This is a genomic window from Dietzia aerolata, assembly GCF_014144865.1.
GTDB classification, from domain to species: Bacteria; Actinomycetota; Actinomycetes; order Mycobacteriales; family Mycobacteriaceae; genus Dietzia; species Dietzia aerolata.
Genome location: NZ_JAALDM010000096.1, coordinates 1 through 17,628, shown reverse-complemented (window position 1 = coordinate 17,628; position 17,628 = coordinate 1). Strand labels below are relative to the sequence as shown.

Genomic DNA, 17,628 nt, shown 5'->3' with positions numbered 1-17,628 from the left:
CGGGCGGTGTCGAAATCGATGTACGGGTTGGGGCCCGCGAAGTTAAGCGTCGGCGGCAGGGCGTCCTTGTTCATGCCGAGGACGACCTTGGCCAGTCCGGCCGCGCCGGCGGCGGACTCCATGTGGCCGAAGTTGGTCTTGGCCGACCCCAGCAGGGTGGGCTTGTCGGCGTCGCGGCCGCGGCCGAGGACCTGCCCGAGCGCGCTGGCCTCGATGGGGTCACCGAGGATGGTGCCGGTGCCGTGGGCCTCGATGTAGTCGACCTCGCGTGGGTTGACGCCCGCATCGGCGTACGCCTGGCGCAGCACGGCGACCTGGGCGTCGGGATTGGGCGCGGTCATGCCGTTGGAACGGCCGTCGGAGTTGACGGCTGAGCCCTTGATCACGGCGAGGATCTGGTCTCCGTCCCGCTCGGCCTCGGACAGGCGCTTGAGGATGAACACGCCGCCGCCCTCGGCGCGGCAGATGCCGTTGGCGTCCGAGGAGAAGGCCTTGATCTTGCCGTCCGGGCTGAGTGCGGCACCGGTCTTGGCGAAGCCCATGGTCGCGGCGGGCGCGAGCATCATGTTCACGCCACCGGCCACGGCGAGGTCCGACTCGTGCAGTCGCAGGGAATTGACGGCCTCGTGGATCGTCACCAGCGAGGTCGAGCAGGCGGTGTCCAGGGTCATCGACGGTCCGCGGAAGTCGAACGTGTACGACACCCGGTTGGAGATGATCGAGTTGGAGGCACCGGTGACCGCGTACGGCGACGCCGCCGCCGAGTCGGCCGTGAGGAAGACCTGGAAGTCGCTCGACGAGGAGCCGATGAACACGCCGACCTCGTGGCCCTTGAGGTCGCTGGCCGGCAGGTGGGCGTTCTCCAGGGCCTCCCAGGTGAGCTCGAGTGCGAGCCGCTGCTGCGGGTCGACCATCTCGGCCTCGCGCGGGCTCATGCCGAAGAACTCGGCGTCGAAGTCCCGGACCTCGTCGTCGGCGAGCCAGCCGCCACTGTCGGGGGCCTCGGCCAGGACCTGCTGGACGTAGGCGTCACCGGCCCACTCGGACCAGCGGCTGGCCGGGCGAGGCCCGGTCGCGTCGCGGCCGGAGGACAGGAGCTCCCACGTGGCCTCGGGGGTGTCGGCGCCGCCGGGGAAGCGGGTGGCCATGCCGATGATCGCGACGTCGAACTCCATGCCGGCGCCCCGCTCACGGAACGTGTGCAGGTCGACGGGCTCGTCGGACTCGACGGGGCCGTTGATCGCGTACTCGGCCAGTGTCGCGATGGTGGGGTGCTGGTAGGCGACGGTGGCGTCCAGCGGACGACCGAGAAGGTCCTCGAGGTCGGCCGACAGGGTCACCGCGTCGCGCGAGGACAGTCCGTACTCCTCCAGCGACCGGTCATCGGTCACCTTGGACAGCTCGAGGCCGGTGGCGCGGCAGACCCAGCCCCGCAGCCACTCGCGGAGCTCTACTACCGTCATCTCGCTCTGTGCCATCTGTGGTGGCTCGCCTTTCCTCGGATGTCATCCGGTGTCCCGCGCAGCGGTGCACCGGTGGTGCCTTCGGGCCTGCCCGGCCGCCGGACGCTACTCCGTCGGCAGGTCCGGGAAGGCGGTTTGCTGGTGTCCTCCGCGCAGCGTGCCGTCCACGTACGCGGCTTTGCACGCACGTCGGGCGATCTTGCCGCTGGAGGTGCGCGGGATCGAACCGGCGGGCACCAGGAGCACGTCCTGTGCCGTGACGCCGTGCCGGGCGGAGATCGCCGATCGGACGGCGTCCGCGATGGGACCGGGATCCGCCTTGCCGGCGCCGGGGGCGCGCTCGCCCACCAGGACGAGGGTCTCCGAGGAATCATCGGCCGCGATCTCCGCGCCGTTACGCGCATCGATGGGCAGCTGGTTCGCCGGGACCGAGAACGCGGCCACGAAGCCCGGGCGCAGCGCGTCCGAGGCCTCCTGGGCGGTGTTCTCCAGGTCCTGCGGGTAGTGGTTGCGGCCCGCGACGATCACCAGGTCCTTGACCCGGCCGGTGATGTAGATCTGCCCGTCGACGTACGCGCCGTAGTCGCCGGTGCGCAGCCAGCGCGCGTCGTCGGGGACGGTGCCGAACTCGCGGACGGTCTTGCTGCCCTCCGGCAGCCGCTCGGTCAGCAGGTTGCCGAACGTGGCCTGCGACTCCTCGGGGCGACCCCAGTAGGCCTCGCCGACGTTGGTGCCGTGGAGCCAGATCTCACCGACCCGCCCCTCGGGCAGTTCGCGACCGGTGCCGTCGTGCTCCCCGGTGGCCTCGTCGACGTTCGCATCCACGATCGCGGCCCACTGGCTCGGCGCGATGTAGCCACAGGCGACCTGCGGGATCGCATCCTCGTTGCCCTCGACCTGCGACGGATCGAGGACCGACATGACGCCCTCGTTGAGGCGAGCACGGTCGACGTGGATGACGACCGCCTCGTCGTCCTTGCGCGGCGAGGACACGAACAGGGTCGCCTCGGCCATGCCGTAGGACGGCTTGATCACGGTGGGCGCCAGCCCGTACGGCGTGAAGGCCTCGTTGAAGGCGCGCATGGAGGCCGGGGTGACCGGCTCGGAGCCGTTGATGATGCTGGTGACGCCGGACAGGTCGAGCGTCTCACCGTCGCGCGGGAGGCCGCGGCGGGCGGCGTGCTCGAACGCGAAGTTGGGTGCGGCCGCGAACACGCCGTCCACGCCTTCCTCGGCACCCATCTCGGCGAGCTGTCGGACCCAGCGACCGGGCCTCTGGACGAACGCACGTGGGCTCATCACCGTGATGGTGGAGCCGCCCATCGCGGGCAGGATGACCTTGAGCAGGCCCATGTCGTGGAACAGCGGCAACCAGGTGACGCCGCGCGAGGCCCGCGAGAGTCCGAGACCGTCGAAGAGCTGGATGACGTTGGTGACGACGTTGCGGTGTGTGATCTCCACGCCGGCCGGGACGCGGGTGGAGCCGGAGGTGTACTGCAGGTAGGCGATGTCGTCGGCCGTGAGTTCCGGACGGGTCCAGCCGGAACCGAGCTCGTCGGGGATGGCGTCGACGGCGACGGTGCGCGGACGCTGGCGGGCCGGCAGCTCACGGAACAGGGTGCGGACACCGGCCGCGGACTCGGTGGAGGTGAGGATCACCGAGGGGGCGCAGTCGCCGAGAACCGCATGCAGCCGATCGTGGTGGCCGGGCTCGTCCGGGTCGAACAGCGGCACCGCGATGAGTCCGGCATGGATCGCGGCGAAGAACGACACGATGTAGTCCAGACCCTGCGGGGCGAGGATCGCGACCCGGTCCCCCGGCTTGGCCACCTGCTGCAGGCGTGCCGCGATGGCGTAGAGCCGGTCGCCGAAACGGGACCACAGGAGCTCCTGCACCTCGCCGTCGCGGGACCGGGAGTAGTCCATGTACCGGTAGATGAGCCCGTCCTGCGCCGGGTCCTTACGGGCGGTGGAGACGTTCTCCTCGACAAAGTCGACAAGGGTGGTGCGATCAGGAATGACGATCGCCCCGCTGGCGTCGTGGTACTGCGCGAACTCCACGTTGCTCCGTTCCGATCCGTGTCTGATGGTCGACGTCGCCGACCGCGGACATGCGGGTGCACTGACGACAGGCTTGGTCGATCCTACAGCGTGCCCCAGGCCACCTCCGAACTACCGAACTTACGCCCACATCTGGCGTGTCGGATCGATTAACACGTGTTCTGGCCTACTCGTGCGCGATCTCCGGAGCACCGTCGGTGAGTTCGCGAATGTGACCGATAGTCCACTCTGGGACCGTCGTCCCCATGATGACGTCAGGGTTCGTCGCATACATCGCGTGGATCGCGTTGTTGGCGAGGAACTCCTGGAACCGGGCCGCGCCGTCGACGACGTTGAGCGGGGCATTGCAGATCAGATCGCGCGAGTCGCAGATCTGGGCCGTGCGGTCGTTGAGCGTGCCGAAGCCGCCGGGGCGTGGGCCGGTCATGGTGGCACCGGCGACCAACTGCGTGAATCCGGTGACCGGCTGAAGTGAGATCTCCATGCCCTGACCGTTGCCCGGCGACAGTCCCGGGGACTGGCCCTCGCCCGGGAGTCGCCGGCCGTCGGCGATGAGGATCGACCCGAGTACGTTCTCTGCCGGCACCGGACCGTTCCCGGTGCCGATCTCATTGGTCAGGTCCCCGGCGATCACGGCACCCTGAGAAAAGCCCAAAAGAATGAACGAAGTGTACGGGCAGTGCTCGTGCGTGGCGATCATCTCCGCCCGCGCCCGGTCGGTGCCCTCGGCCCGACTCTGGTCGTAGGGGATCTCCTCCGGCTTCTGCGGATTACGGAACTGGGCGACGTACGGGACGGTGTAGACCTCGAGCCGGTCGTCCGGGTACTGCTCGGACAGCGGATCGGTGACGGTCCTCAGGAGCGCCTCGGGCAGGAAGGTCGGATTGTGCGGGTCGTCCGTCGGGCTGCTCTCCCACGTCCCGGGCACGGCGAGGAGTTGCACGTCGGCGCAGTCGGCCGGCTGCGCCATCTCGGGCGGGGTTTCGGGTCCGGGCCCGGGCCCGTCGGGCCCGGTCGGTAGACCACGCTGGCCGACCCACCATCCGATGCCGAGCACCAGTGCGGCCACCAACACGAGCGCTCCGATCGAGCACCCGAGCCGACGGCCACATCCTCCACGTGATCCACGAGCCACTGTTCGCACTCCTTCCCGACCACCACGCAGGGCAGCGCTGTCAGCGGTCGTGCCCGGTACAACGCGCGGTCGGCGCCACGGGTTCCGGAACCCTCAGCGACGTGGCGGTTCTCACGCGAGGCTCAGGCGTCAGGGGCAGAGCTGTCCGGCGGAGGCGTCCACGACGATTCGGGACAGTTGGTCGACCTCCAGGTCCGAGTAGCCGCCCGCCACGATCTGACCGGCCACCGCGTCGGCGATGGTCGTGGTCTCGTCCGCGGCGCCGCCGGTGGTCCGGATCCGGCAGATGGTGTTGCCGGCCGCGACCAGCGGATCCTGGAGTTCCTCGGTCTCGATACCCTCACGCTCGAGGGACTCTAGGTAGCCGCGCTCGCGTGCGCCGACTGCCGGGGCGTCGTAGCCGGAGGCATCCGAGGCGACCGGTCCGGGGGCCTCCGTGTAGCGGCCGGAATCCTCGCTCGCCGGCACGCGGGACGCATCCGTGGACGCGCCGCCCGGCGGCGGTGCCAGGGTCTGGGAGTCCGGCACGCCGGACACCGTCGAGTCGCCGCCACCGCAGGCGGCGAGCATGCCGCCGGCGATGATCAGTGCGGCACCCAGCGCCGGGACCCGAGCCAATCCGCGCGCCCTCACGAGACCTCCGCCTGACCGCCCGAGACGGTGATCGTGCCACCCTCGAATTCCAGTACCTGGCCTTCCTCGGTGGTGCGCACCGGTCCGGTCGGGTAGCCGAGGCGTCCGGTCTCGTAGCCCTCCTCGCCCCAGGCCTCGAAGAACGGCCCGCGCGGCACGACATGGGCGCCCGTCTCGCGCGACCAGTAGATGTAGCCGCCCTGGAATCGGTTGAACGCCCCGTTCCTGGTGCTCAGTGCGATCTCGTCCGTGGCGGGGTATCCCAGTGCGGAGTTCTCCGCGCCGGCCTCACGGTAGGCCTTGAGGATCGCACCCTTGACGATCTTGGGCCCGGTCTCCTCGGACCAGTAGACGGTGCCGCCCTGGAAGCCCTGGACGACGCCGGGCTTGTTGGGGTTGGCGATCTCGTCGGTGGTCGGGTAGCCGAGGTCGCCGCGCTCGGCGCCCTGGTCCTGCCACATGGCCCGGATCGCGCCGCGCACGGCGTGGGCCCCGGTGGTGGGCGACCAGTAGATGACGCCGTTCTGGAAGTCCGAGTAGCGGCCGGTGCCATCGGGTGTCCGCTTCTCCCCGGAGGTCGGCAGGCCCAGCGAACCGTCGGGGCCGTCCTCGGCCTGATAGGCGGCACCGATCGCGCCGATGACCGAGTTCGCCCCGGTCCCCTGCGACCAGAACACCCGACCGAAGCGGAAATCGGTGGCCTTGCCACCCTTCACGTCGTACTCATTCGTCAGGCACGGGCCGAGTCCGGGCTCGCGCTCGGCGAGTCGGGCGATCTCGCCCTCCGGTGCGCACTGCTCCTCGACGTTCTCGATACCCACCGCCGCGGCGTACTGCGGCCACGCCTGGGTCATCTCGAACTGCCAGTACGGCCAGGTATGGGTGCCGGACGGCCGGAAGTTGGCAGTGACCTGGACACCGGCCTCGCGGGCGCGGTTGACGAAGGTCTGCGTGGTCATCCGGGACAGCAGCTCGAGCCCGTAGCCGGGGAAGTTGGTGGGGATCCCGGGCAGGCCCGACGGCTCATCCCAGGGGCCGGTGTTGCCGCTGCCAGCGGAGACGTACACGCTCTGCTCGCGCATCTTCTCCGCGTGCAGCTTGGGATCCTGCTCCTGCCAGCGTGCCGAGCCGAGCGGTCCCCACATGTTCTCGGCGGGGTAGCCGCCGGCGTCCTGCATGGCGACCTTGATGGCCTCGGGCATCCCGAAACTGGTGGTGTCGAGGAATCCGGAGTAGCTGGCCGCGAACTGGAAGTAGTCCGGGTAGCGCTGCGCGAGCATCATCGCGGCCGTGCCGCCCATGGACAGTCCGGCGACGCCGTGCTGGTCGCCGACGCGCCAGTCGCGCTGCAGCAGCGGCGGAAGCTCCTGCATCAGGAAGGTCTCCCACTGGTACTGATCGCCCTTGGCGTCGGAGACCCAGTCGGTGTAGAAGCTGGACTCGCCGCCGACCGGCAGGACGATGACGGCGTTCTTGGCGTCGAAGAACTGGGAGATCTTGGTCTCGAGGGTCCAGCCGCTCGCATCATCGCGGGCTCGCAGCCCGTCGAGGAGCAGCAGCGACGGGTAGGTGCGGTCCGGCTCGGAGTTCCACGTGGCCGGGAGCATCAACTGCACCTGGATGGCCTGCCCCATGGCCGGCGACTGCACCCACAGCGCCACCCGGTTCGCGGACTTCCACTCCACGCGGTCCAGTCGCACCCCGGACGGAAGCTGGGTGGGGACGCGCAGGGTGGGCGCGTCGGGGGCGTTCTCCGGGTTCGGTGCGGGAGTTGCCCGTGCGGGGCTCTCCGGGGCGGGGCTCACCTGCGTGGGAGCCTCCTGGGCCGGAGCGGGGGCGGCCGGCGTCTCCTGGGCGACGGCCAGGGGGGCGACGACGAGGCCTGAGCCCACCATGCCCGCCACGATCGGGGCCGCGACAAAGGAGGCCCACCTGGTGCGGGGGGTCGCGGATGCGCTGGGGGTCGCCATAATGCTTTTCTCTTCCTTGCCGCGTCGTCGGGTGTGTGGTGACGTCGCCGCCGCCGACCAGGATAGGTCGTCAGGCGTCGTCAACCGGAGCCCTGCCGGGTGGTGCGTCCGTGGTTTCCCCTGCCACGGCCGAACCCGGTGGTCGCGACAACGACCGGGGCCCCGCACGTGAATCTACGCACGGGGCCCCGGTGTGACGGGTGGGACTCGCTGAGTTACGGCGAATCCGTTCTTATTCGATTGTCATCCTGCGATGGATCACGACCGACCATGGGTCGACGCCGAAGCGTCAGTAGGTCGAGTAGGCGTTCATGACGTCCAGGATCTGCTCGGAGCGAGCGGCCTGGAGGTCGTCGTTCCAGTAGCCCCAGCCGTGGATACCGGTGGTGCGATAGTTGAACGTTGCCCTGTTCGGCGCGGCGTTCATCTCGTTCTGGAAAGCCAGGGTCGAGCCGCGGGACAGGCCCTCGAGGATGATGCCGTTGAAGGTGTTGAACACACCCTGCAGGCTGGAGGGCTGGTCGTACTGGCCGGGGATGGCCGAGCCGGCGGTCACGTACATCGGGATGTTGCGCAGCTTGTCCGCGTTGAGCAGCGGGTCGTGACGGCCCCAGGCCGGGGATCCGGGCGGGCCCCACATGGCGAACGGGTCACACTTGCACTGGTCGAACATCGCGAGCGGGATCATCGAGTACATGCCCGGCGCGGTGGGGTTCATGTAGCCGGAGAACACCGAGACCTGCTTGAACTGCTGCGGGTAGTTGGCGGCGAGCATCGCAGCCGCGGAACCACCCATCGACAGACCGGCGATCGCGTTGTTGGTCGGGGAGACACCGAACTCGTTCTGGAGGTAGACCGGCAGTTCCTGGGTCAGGAACGTCTCGTACTTGTACTCGAGCAGGTTGCCGCCCAGGTTGATGGGCCGCTCCCAGTCGGAGTAGAAGGAGACCTGGCCGCCGACGGGCATGACCAGCGTGATGTTGTCCATCAGGAAGATCCGCTGGGCCTGGGCGTCGTGGGTCCAGGCGTTCCAGTCGTCCCGGGCACGCAGTCCGTCGAGCAGGTACAGGCCTGCGTTACCGCCTCCCTGGCGGGCCGGCTGGACCTGGACCTTGATGTGGCGGTTCATCGAGGGCGACCACACCTCGCACAGCTGCACCCACGACTGGACCGCATCGTAGACACATCCGGCACGGAGTCTTCCGCGCTGGCCGTCCGGGTCCTCGTTCCCACCGAACGCGGTGGCCCTCGGGGCCGGAGCCGCGGCCGGAGCCGGTTCGCCGGAGCCGGAGCCCGCCGACTGCGCATTGACGAGGGCCGGGGCGCCCGCCATGAGCCCGGCGGCGGTCGCCAGCGCGGTGAGGCCGGCGGCAAACCTGCGCCGGAGGGTGGAGTGGGACATTCGTGAGTTCCTTTGTTCGTTCCTGGTGCCCCGGAAGGCATCGGTGACGTCCATCGGACCGACCCCACCAGGGAGGGCCGGAACTGCGACATCGTTACTGTCGCGCATTGTGGGACAGGTGTTACAGGGTGAAGGTCATTTCGTCCTTCGACTGTTACCGATTCGAGACAACAGCAGGCGCCACCCTACCGAGTGCCCTGATACTTCTCCACTTCCTCCGGCATGGGTAAACCGCACCTCTGGACCTCATACGCAGGGATTCTGTTCATTCGATACTCGGCGTATGAGAATGCATTTACAAGGTTTGACCAGCGCCTTTCCGTGGTCAGTGGGGCGGAATACGACTCGATGAGTGCCTGTGTCGCAGGACACTGAATTGCCACCTCGGCCTGGTTGATCCAGTTGACATCGATCCAGCGCGGGAAATTCACAGGGTCCTCGATGACGCCCGTCTCAGCCAGTACCCAGTCATATGGCAGGAATTTGTCATGTCCGATCCGCCCGTCCTGCATGCGGTCCGTGTGGGCGGCCAGCGGCGACGCGAGCCCCACCGTGTCGTAGACCTTCACGTCGAGCGGCAGGTTCATGCTCGTCATGCCGAGGTTGAGGAACACCACCGTCTTCATGGGGTCATCGGGCAACTCGAACGGGGCCAGGCCCGGCAGCGGATGGTCGTAGGAGACCACGTCCCAGCGGTCCTGGAACCCGGGTACTGGCAGGAACACCGCTCCGGTGCGGTTGGCCGAGACCTCCCGCACCAGCGCGCGCATCCGCGGGAAGTCGAGATAGTCCTCGGCCAGTAGCGGGTGACGGTGCCCGGTGCGTTGGATGTAGAACTGGCGCTCGTCCACGATCCCGGCCGCCGTGATGGACTCGGGCTCCTCGCGGAAGGGGTCCTGGGTGACCTCGATGGTCACCGCCCATCCGACGACGACGAGCCACGCCCCCGCGACCACCGGCACCGCGACACGGCGCATCCACCCGTCCTGCTCCCCGCGCGCGGGCCCGACAGGCAGCGGTACGACCGAGACCGGCAGCAGGAACAGGAACAGCGACGGCAGCAGCACGCGCCCGTGCATGAAGTCCCCGCCGACGCGCGTGACGTACACGAGCATGACCGCGGCCACGACGAGGAACGCGATGGTGACGACCGGGGTCGAGCGCGCACCGCCCCGAATCAGATCCAGGCGGCTGATGGTCTCGTCGTCGTACTGGTCTTGATCTTGGTTTTGATCTTGGTCTTGTTCTGCGGCGCGGCCCCGGCCCTGGCCTCGGCCGTCGCCACGTGCCAGTCGGGCGAGCAGCGCGGGGATCGGATTCGCCACGAACCACAGCGACACCAGCCCCGCGATCAGGACCACCGCCAGCGGCAACAGCAGCGTGTACGGCGACAGCAGATCCCACAGGTAGGCCAGGCCCTTGCCCCACTTGGACCCGCCGGCGTCCTTGGCCACGGCGGTGAGCGGGTACGGCAGCGCGTAATACGACATCCGCCAGAGCTGGTAGATCACCGGCGCGGCACCGGCGATCACCACCAGCCAGCCCAGGTGCTTCCACGACTGGCGGGCCAGGGCCATGAGGCCCAGGAACACCACCGCCGCCAGCGCCATCTCCGGCCGCACCAACGGCCCCAGCCCGGCGATGAACGCCAACGCCGCGGTGGCCACGGTGGGCAGCCCGAAGCGATTCTCGCGGTGCTCGGCCCGAGCCCAGCGTTGCATCCCCAGCCACATCACGCCGATCCAGCAGATCACCAGGCCCGTCTCCAGGCCCGACGTGGCGAAATCCCGCGCCGGCGGCAACATCACGTAGATGAGGATCCCGAACGGCAGCAGGACCATCGGCGGGCCGGCGGGGGCGCGGCGGGTGCCGCGGTACATCACGCGGGTGCCGAGCATCGCGCACACCACGGCGACCATGCTCAACGTGATCGCCAGCCCCAGCGCGACCAGCTCGAGCCGGCCGCCGGTGATCTCGTGGGTGAAGTAGTTGAGATAGGTCCACGCCGTGGAGGTGTTGGATTCCACCCGCTCACCGGCGTTGAAGACCGGGCCGTTGCCCGCGATGAGGTTGCGGACGGTGCGCAGGACGATGAGACCGTCGTCGGCGATCCACCGGCGCTGCCAGGCGCCCGCGAAGAAAATCGCAACGATGGCCACCACGCCGGCCCAGAAGACCGGTTGGGACCACCGACGAGTCGCTGCCCCCGCGTCGTGCGTCATCTCATGGGCCCGAATCAGATGACCGGGACGACGTAGACGCCGATCACCACGGTCAGCACCCACAGTGCGGCGAGGACCTGCAGGACACGGTCGCCCAGCGCGATGTCCTCGGGCTCGCCGGCCTGGGCGGCGTCGACGTCCACCGCGTAGCGCAGAACCGCGATGGTGAACGGGACGATCGAGATCTGCAGCCAGATCGCCGCGCCCTCGACCGAGTCCGGATCCCCGCCCCGGTCGTACGCCCACAGTGCGTAGCAGAGCACCAGCACGGTGGCCGACAGTGTCCAGACGAAACGCAGGTAGGTGGGGGTGTAGCTCTCCAGCGCCTTGCGGATCTTGGCGCCGGTCTTCAGGTGCAGGCTCAGCTCCGCGTACCGCTTACCGGCCGCCATGAACAGTGAGCCAAACGCCATGACCAGCAGGAACCACTGCGAGATTGCGACCTCGGCGGCGGCGCCACCGGCCACCGCGCGAAGCAGGAAGCCCGAGGAGACGAAGGCGATGTCCAGGACCGGCTGGTGCTTGAGGCCGAAGCAGTACATCAGCTGCAGCACTATGTACACGGCCACGACGATCGCCAGCGCCGGGTGCGCGAACGCCAGGGAGAGGGCGATGGCGGCGATGATGAGCACCACCGCCATGGCGTAGGCCATGCCGACCGGCAGCACGCCGGCGGCGATCGGCCGGAAGCGCTTGGTCGGGTGCGCGCGGTCCGCCTCGACGTCCATGGCGTCGTTGATGAGGTACACGCTCGAGGCGGCCATGCAGAAGGCCACGAACGCGATGAACACGTGGAACAGGACCGAGGTGTCGGTCAGGGTCTGCGAACCGGCCGCCGCGGGGGCCGCGATCACCAGGACGTTCTTGACCCACTGGCGTGGACGGAGCGCCTTGATCATGCCGTCGAGGAGGTTCTTGGGCGGCTTGCCCTTGGACTTCTCGGTGGCCTCGGCGATGTCGTCGATCTCGTTGGCCGTGTGCGGCTCGGAGCCGAAGAGCTGGTGATCTCCCCCGCCCCGGGTGGCCGGGGCTCCGGTCTGATCGGTCATCGCTTCTCCTCGGGATCTTCGGTGCTGCCAGCGGCCGGTTCGGCCTCTCGCAGTGCCTCGGGCAGCAGTCGCTGGACGGCCACGGTGGGCCAGACGGCACGGGTGAGTGCTGCGCATCCCGCGCCAACGGTGGCGCCGGCGAGCACATCAGAAGGGTAATGGACTCCCAGCACGAGCCGGGAGGCGAGCATCACCGGTACCAGACCGGCCGCGACCGGCACCCCGGTGACCGAGCCCGCGAGCAGGGCGAACGCGGTGGTCGAGGTGGCGTGCGAGGAGGGGAAGCTCAAAGTGGAGGGGGTGGCCACACCCACGGTGACGCTCGGGTGGGCGGGGCGCCTGCGTCGGACGATGCGCTTGACCACCACGGAGGTCGCGTGGGCCCCGAACGTGCCGACCCCGACCATGGCCCACCGGCCCCGGCGTGCCGGGTCGAGCACCATGCCGGCACCGGCGATGGCCATCCACCCCAGCGCGTGCTCGCCGACGTGCGAGAGCGTCACTGCGGTCTCCCGCGAACCCGGGACCTGCAGGAGACGGCGCTGGATGTCGGCCAGCAGCCGCACCTCACCGCTCGGCACGGGGATCTCGATCGTCGGCTCCCCGGGGAGGGCTGAGCCGCCCCCGGCAGAGGCCCCGGATGCGGCCGGTGTGGCGGGGTCAGGCGTCGAAGACACGGCTCCAGGCCTCCTTGGTCACGAGTTCGGTGTGCGCATCACGGTAGCGGCGACGCATTTCGGGGAAGCGACGGTACAGCTCCCGGTGCAGTGCCGCGGACTCCCTGAACAGCGCCGCGGCCTTGTCTCGGTCGCGTTTGCGGTAGACGACGCCGCGGCCGTCGGCGGTGGTGACGGTGGCGCCGTCGACCCGGCTCAGCGAGTACCACCGCGCCTCGATGGGCGGGAAGTTGGCCTGCGGCACCTCGTGGTGCACCTTGTCGTCGCGCGAGAGCGTGTGGGCGAGCCCCCTGGCGAGGGCGACGACCTTGCGGACCTTGCCCTTGGGCTCGGTGTGGATGCCGGCGGGCCCGCCCGACGGGGCGGGCAGGTCAACGGCGGAGGGGACGACGACGGCGTCCGAATACTCGGCGCGCATCGACCTGACCTTGGGCAGTGCCGTCGGCAGCAGTTCGTACAGTGCCTCGGGGCCGCGGAGGAAGTCGCGGATGGCCTCGATCTGGATGGCCACGGTCGAGTACTCGAGGCAGACCAGGTGCTTGACCAGCGCCTTGAGGCTGGACTGCATGATTCCCTTGTGGTCTCCGTCGTGGTAGAGCGAGGCCACGACCAGTCGGTTGCGCAGGTGGAAGTAGGCCTGCCAGTCGATCGCGTCGTCCTTGTCCGACCACGCCATGTGCCAGATCGCCACGCCCGGCATGGTGACCGTCGGATGACCGGCTCTCCGGGCGCGGAGGCCGTATTCGGCGTCATCCCACTTGATGAACAGCGGCAGCGGTTGACCGATCTTCTCCGCGACCACGCGCGGGATGAGGCACATCCACCAGCCGTTGTAGTCCACGTCGATCCGACGGTGCAGCGGCTTGGGGTTGTCGCGGTCCGTCAGTGGGTACGTGGAGAAGTCGTAGTCGTAGTCCGCGTGCGGGGCGGCGGTCCACATGAAGTCGTGCGCGCCCACGACCTCGCCCATGGTGTGGAGGTGACTGCGTTCCTGGAGGTTGAGCATCTGCCCACCCACCAGCATCGGGACGGTCGCGAACCGGCCGAACGCCAGGGCGCGCAGGATCGAGTCGGGCTCGATCTCGATGTCGTCATCCATGTAGAGGATGTACGGCGAATCGGTGAGCCGGCGGGCCTCGTACATGATGCGGCTGTAGCCGCCCGATCCACCGAGGTTGGGCTGGTCGAAGATGTGCAGCCGGTCCCCCAGCGCCTTGGCGGCCTCGGCGAAGCCCGGCTCGTCCCGGACCTTGCGGTCGCCCTGATCGGGCATGAGGACCGCGTCGATCACCGCGTCCACCTGCGGATCGGAGGTCAGGGCCTGCAGCGCTGTCACGGCGTCGCCGGGCCGGTTGAAGGTCGGGATGCCGATCGTGACGCGGCCGTCGTTGGGCACCTGCACCGACTCGTCGGGCCGACCGTCGGGGCCGGCGTCGGGTCGGGTCGCGGGCGCGGCCTGGGTGGAGTACCAGCCACCAGCCAGCAGCTCGATGTCGGTGTCGGAGGTGAGGTCGAACCAGATCCAGCCGCCGTCCTCGAAGGGTCCGAGGTCGCAGACGAACTCGACCGTCGTCACCGAATCGGACTGTCCTGGGCTGCCCACGACGTCGCCGGTGATCGCGATGCGCGAGCCGTCGATCTTGGAGCGGTACAGGTCGACGCGGCCGGCGCCGCGGACGGTCAACCGCAGGACCACCGAATCCAGGACCGTCCAGCGCCGCCAGTAGGCCGCTGCGAAGGCGTTGAAGTAGGTGGCGAACGAGACCTCACTGTCCGCACCGATGCTCAGCGTGGTGCGGCTCGCCGAGTGGGCGCGGCGGGCGTTGGTGGGCGCCTCTTCCAGGTACAGAGACCGCACGTCGAGTGGCTCGCCGGCCCGCGGCAGGATGATCCGCTGCAGGCAGTCCAGGCCGCGTGGTTCCGCCAGCGTCGCGACCGACCGTGCGATCTCGTCGTCGGCCCCGTGATGGCCCTGGTTTTCCATGTACGCGCGTCCCCATCCCGACGGCCGGGAGCCGCCCTCGTCCAGCTTGCCTGGCCGACGCCCCGAAATTCTGCGCGGCGAAAGCCGGATCGATCGTACCCGGCGCGACGTATTCTCCCCTCTCACCACGCGCCGTTGCGCACCGGCGCGTCCGAAGACATAGGTTCTTTTCATGCGTCTCACCACAACTGCCCGTCGCCGCCCGACCGTCCGCACCGCACTGGGGGTCCTCGCGCTCGCCGCTCCCCTGGCCCTCGCGGGGTGCGGTTCCGATGATTCGGGTTCTGACTCCGCGACGTCCGGCTCGTCCTCCGATAGCTCCGACTCCTCCAGCGAAGCCGCCGCGGACGTCGAGTGCCCGCCCGCCGAGGGCACCGAGGAGCGGACGACGGAATTCGCCTCCGCGCCGCCCATGTGCCTGACACCGGGCGCCGACTACACGGCGGTGATCACCACAGATGCCGGCGAGGTGACCGTGGACCTCCTCGAGGACAAGGCCCCCGAGACCGTCAACAACTTCGTGTTCCTGGCACGCAATCACTTCTACGACGGCATCACGTTCCACCGCGTCATCCCCGGATTCATGATCCAGGGCGGCGATCCGCAGGGCACCGGCGCCGGCGGTCCGGGCTACGACTTCGACGACGAGCTCCCCGCCGCCGGCGAGTACGAGATCGGCTCCATGGCCATGGCCAACGCGGGCCCCAACACCAACGGGTCGCAGTTCTTCATCGTCACCGGCGACGCCGGCGTCGCACTGCCCCCGAGCTACAGCCTGTTCGGCATCGTCACCGAGGGCATGGAGACCGTCACCGCGATCGAGGACGACGGCAGCGCGCAGGGCGCCCCGTCGACCACGCACACCATCGAGTCCGTGCAAATCATCGAGAGCTGACCCACACGAGTAACCCGACCCGGCGCCGCCTGAGGGCGCCGGGTCGTGCGGCAGGGCGACGTCGCCTCGGCGTCGTGTAGATCACACCTGTTGCTATTTAGGCCAGGCTGCCCTAAGTATTTACGGGTGACGACATCGACAGCGCCGACAGCGGGCGCGACATCGACGGTGCTGCCCGTCGAGGCCGAGGGACTGAGCCTGACGTTCCATTCGACTGACACCACCGTTGTCGCCGTTGACGACGTCTCCCTTTCCGTTGGACGCGGCCAGATCGCCGTGATCGTGGGCCCCAGCGGATCCGGAAAATCCTCCCTGCTGCAGTTGCTGGCCGGTCTCGACACCCCGGACCGGGGTTCGGTGAGAATCGGCGGCACAGAGCTGACCACCCTGCGCGACCGCGCGTTGACGGCGCTACGTCGAACCCGCATCGGATTCGTCTTCCAGGCCTTCCACCTGCTCCCCACCATGACCGCCCGGCAGAACATCGTTCTCCCGATGCGCCTGGCCGGGACACCTGTGAACGAGCACGACGTCGACGATCTGGCCCGCATGCTCGGGATCTCGAACCGGCTGGACCACCTCCCGGGCCAGTTGTCGGGCGGTCAACAACAGCGTGTGGCCATCGCCCGCGCATTGCTGCCGCAGCCCGAGGTGATCTTCGCCGACGAACCGACCGGCGCACTCGACGCCGAGTCGGGCGGCGAGTTGCTGGACATGATCCGCTGGGCGGCGCGGGAACGCGGGCAGACCTTTGTGATCGTCACCCATGACGAGAAGGTCGCCGCCATGGCCGATCTGCAGTTCCGCATGGACTCCGGCGTCCTTCGCCGCGAACGGTGAGTGGGACGGTGGCCGCTCCGACACCCCTGACGATCGCCCTTCACGAGATCCGGACCTCGGGTCGAACCCGGGGGCTGCTGATCGCGGTGGTCCTGGGCTGCGTCCTGGTGGTGACCGGGTCGATTCTCGGCGCGTCGATGCAGCACCGGGTGTCCGTGGGTGCCGGCGTGGCCCACGAGGGCGTCGACATCGTCGTCCGCAGTGAACAGGGCGCCGCCGTCGACACCGACGCCGCCCTCGGCGGCGGAAGCAGCATGTCCCCCGGCGACGTCTCATCGATCGCGGAACTGCCGGGCGTGGCGTCCACCAGTGGGTTGGCCCGGGGAAGCGCGGCGCTCTGGGCAGGCGACTCCGTTCTGCCGACGGTCCTGGAATCGATCCCCTCGGGCGACTTCGCCTGGCAGCGCCTGGACGAGGGCCGACTGCCCGAAGAGGGAACCGAGATCGCGCTGAACCGAGATCTCCTCCGCGACGCCGGACTCCGGGTCGGCGACACGGTCGTGCTCGGCAACGCCGCCTCGGGACAGGCCGCCTTCACCGTCGTGGGGTCCGTCGACACCCGCGGCGCGCTCGCCTATCAGGCCACCGGATACGGGCTCGTCACCCTGCCCGTCGCGAGCACGATCGCCGGGATCGACGGGGTCAACGAGGTCACTGTCCGGCTCGAGCCGGGTGCCGATCCGGACGAGGTCATCAGCGCGATCAACTCCACCACCCCGGTGGGCTGGCCCCAGAAGACCTCGGAGATCGTGTCGGCGACCGAGCAGGTGTACGGGATCGGCATGGGGGTCCTGACCGCGATGATCAACGGTTTCGCCCTGATCGCGGCGATGATCGCCGTCGTGGTCCTGGCCGCCGTGGTGTGGGCGTCCCTTCCCGGCCGCCGGGAACGGTTCGCGATGCTCCGCCTCATCGGCGCGACCCGCGGCCAACTCGCGTCCATCATCGCCCTGGAGACCGGCATCATCGCCCTGCTGGGCGCGATCCTGGCGCTGCCGCTGGGGATCGCGGCCGCCTACATCGTGGTGCCGCTCGTCGGGCACATCCCCGGCGTTCCCGCCCTGACCTGGTCTGACATCGAGATCCCGGTCGCCCCGATGATCGCGGTGCCGCTCGGAGCGCTCGGCGCCTCCCTGGTGGCCGCGCTGGTGCCGATGGCGTCGGTTGCCCGGATTTCCCCGGCCGGCGCTCGTCGCGCGACGTCGACACCGACCGCCGCGCACCCCGCGCGCACGGCCACCCTGTTCGTCGCGGTGATCGCCGCAGTGGTCTTCCTCTTCGTCGCCGCCCTCCACCT

General features: G+C 69.2%; 13 protein-coding genes. 3 read left to right on the top strand and 10 right to left on the bottom strand.

Features of this window, described 5'->3' with window-relative positions:
• The 10 genes from G6016_RS06675 to G6016_RS06630 form a co-directional block, all read right to left on the bottom strand.
• Positions 1-1,478: type I polyketide synthase (locus tag G6016_RS06675; RefSeq protein WP_182631894.1), on the bottom strand; the 1,478-nt coding region annotated here is incomplete at its 3' end.
• Positions 1,479-1,568: 90 nt separating this feature from the next.
• The gene (fadD32, locus tag G6016_RS06670; protein WP_182631893.1) at positions 1,569-3,524 is read right to left on the bottom strand and encodes a long-chain-fatty-acid--AMP ligase FadD32; all 1,956 of its coding nucleotides are present in this window, start codon (positions 3,522-3,524) and stop codon (positions 1,569-1,571) included.
• A gap of 166 nt (positions 3,525-3,690) precedes the next feature.
• Complete coding sequence (locus tag G6016_RS06665) at positions 3,691-4,659, bottom strand: cutinase family protein (RefSeq protein WP_182631892.1); 969 nt, start codon at positions 4,657-4,659, stop codon at positions 3,691-3,693.
• A 129-nt stretch (positions 4,660-4,788) separates the two neighbouring features.
• Positions 4,789-5,292: a DUF732 domain-containing protein gene (locus tag G6016_RS06660; RefSeq protein ID WP_182631891.1), complete on the bottom strand. Its 504-nt coding sequence runs from the start codon at positions 5,290-5,292 to the stop codon at positions 4,789-4,791.
• Positions 5,289-7,262: an alpha/beta hydrolase-fold protein gene (locus G6016_RS06655; protein WP_182631890.1), complete on the bottom strand. Its 1,974-nt coding sequence runs from the start codon at positions 7,260-7,262 to the stop codon at positions 5,289-5,291. Before G6016_RS06655 ends, G6016_RS06660 begins: the two co-directional genes overlap by 4 nt.
• Before the next feature lie 289 nt (positions 7,263-7,551).
• Positions 7,552-8,664, bottom strand: coding sequence for an alpha/beta hydrolase (locus G6016_RS06650; RefSeq protein WP_182631889.1), 1,113 nt, complete (start codon positions 8,662-8,664; stop codon positions 7,552-7,554).
• Positions 8,665-8,849: 185 nt separating this feature from the next.
• A complete protein-coding gene (locus G6016_RS06645; protein WP_182631888.1) occupies positions 8,850-10,886 on the bottom strand; it encodes an arabinofuranosyltransferase AftB family protein in 2,037 nt (678 codons plus the stop codon).
• A 14-nt stretch (positions 10,887-10,900) separates the two neighbouring features.
• Positions 10,901-11,935, bottom strand: a complete 1,035-nt coding sequence (locus tag G6016_RS06640; protein ID WP_182631887.1) for a decaprenyl-phosphate phosphoribosyltransferase — start codon at positions 11,933-11,935, stop codon at positions 10,901-10,903.
• Positions 11,932-12,522: a phosphatase PAP2 family protein gene (locus G6016_RS06635; protein ID WP_182631896.1), complete on the bottom strand. Its 591-nt coding sequence runs from the start codon at positions 12,520-12,522 to the stop codon at positions 11,932-11,934. The genes G6016_RS06640 and G6016_RS06635 overlap by 4 nt, the downstream gene beginning before the upstream one ends.
• A 73-nt stretch (positions 12,523-12,595) precedes the next feature.
• Positions 12,596-14,596 carry a glycosyltransferase gene (locus G6016_RS06630; protein WP_241729857.1) on the bottom strand — a complete coding sequence of 667 codons (2,001 nt, stop codon included), beginning with the start codon at positions 14,594-14,596 and terminating at the stop codon, positions 12,596-12,598.
• Positions 14,597-14,768: 172 nt separating this feature from the next.
• Here G6016_RS06630 and G6016_RS17505 point away from each other — a divergent pair, with 172 nt between their 5' ends.
• From G6016_RS17505 to G6016_RS17670, 3 genes are all read left to right on the top strand, one after another.
• Positions 14,769-15,491 carry a peptidylprolyl isomerase gene (locus G6016_RS17505; RefSeq protein WP_182631886.1) on the top strand — a complete coding sequence of 241 codons (723 nt, stop codon included), beginning with the start codon at positions 14,769-14,771 and terminating at the stop codon, positions 15,489-15,491.
• 126 nt (positions 15,492-15,617) lie between these two features.
• On the top strand, positions 15,618-16,331 hold the full coding sequence (locus G6016_RS06620) for an ATP-binding cassette domain-containing protein (RefSeq protein ID WP_182631885.1): 714 nt from the start codon (positions 15,618-15,620) through the stop codon (positions 16,329-16,331).
• A gap of 8 nt (positions 16,332-16,339) precedes the next feature.
• On the top strand, positions 16,340-17,628 hold a 1,289-nt coding region (locus G6016_RS17670), incomplete at its 3' end, for an FtsX-like permease family protein (RefSeq protein WP_182631884.1).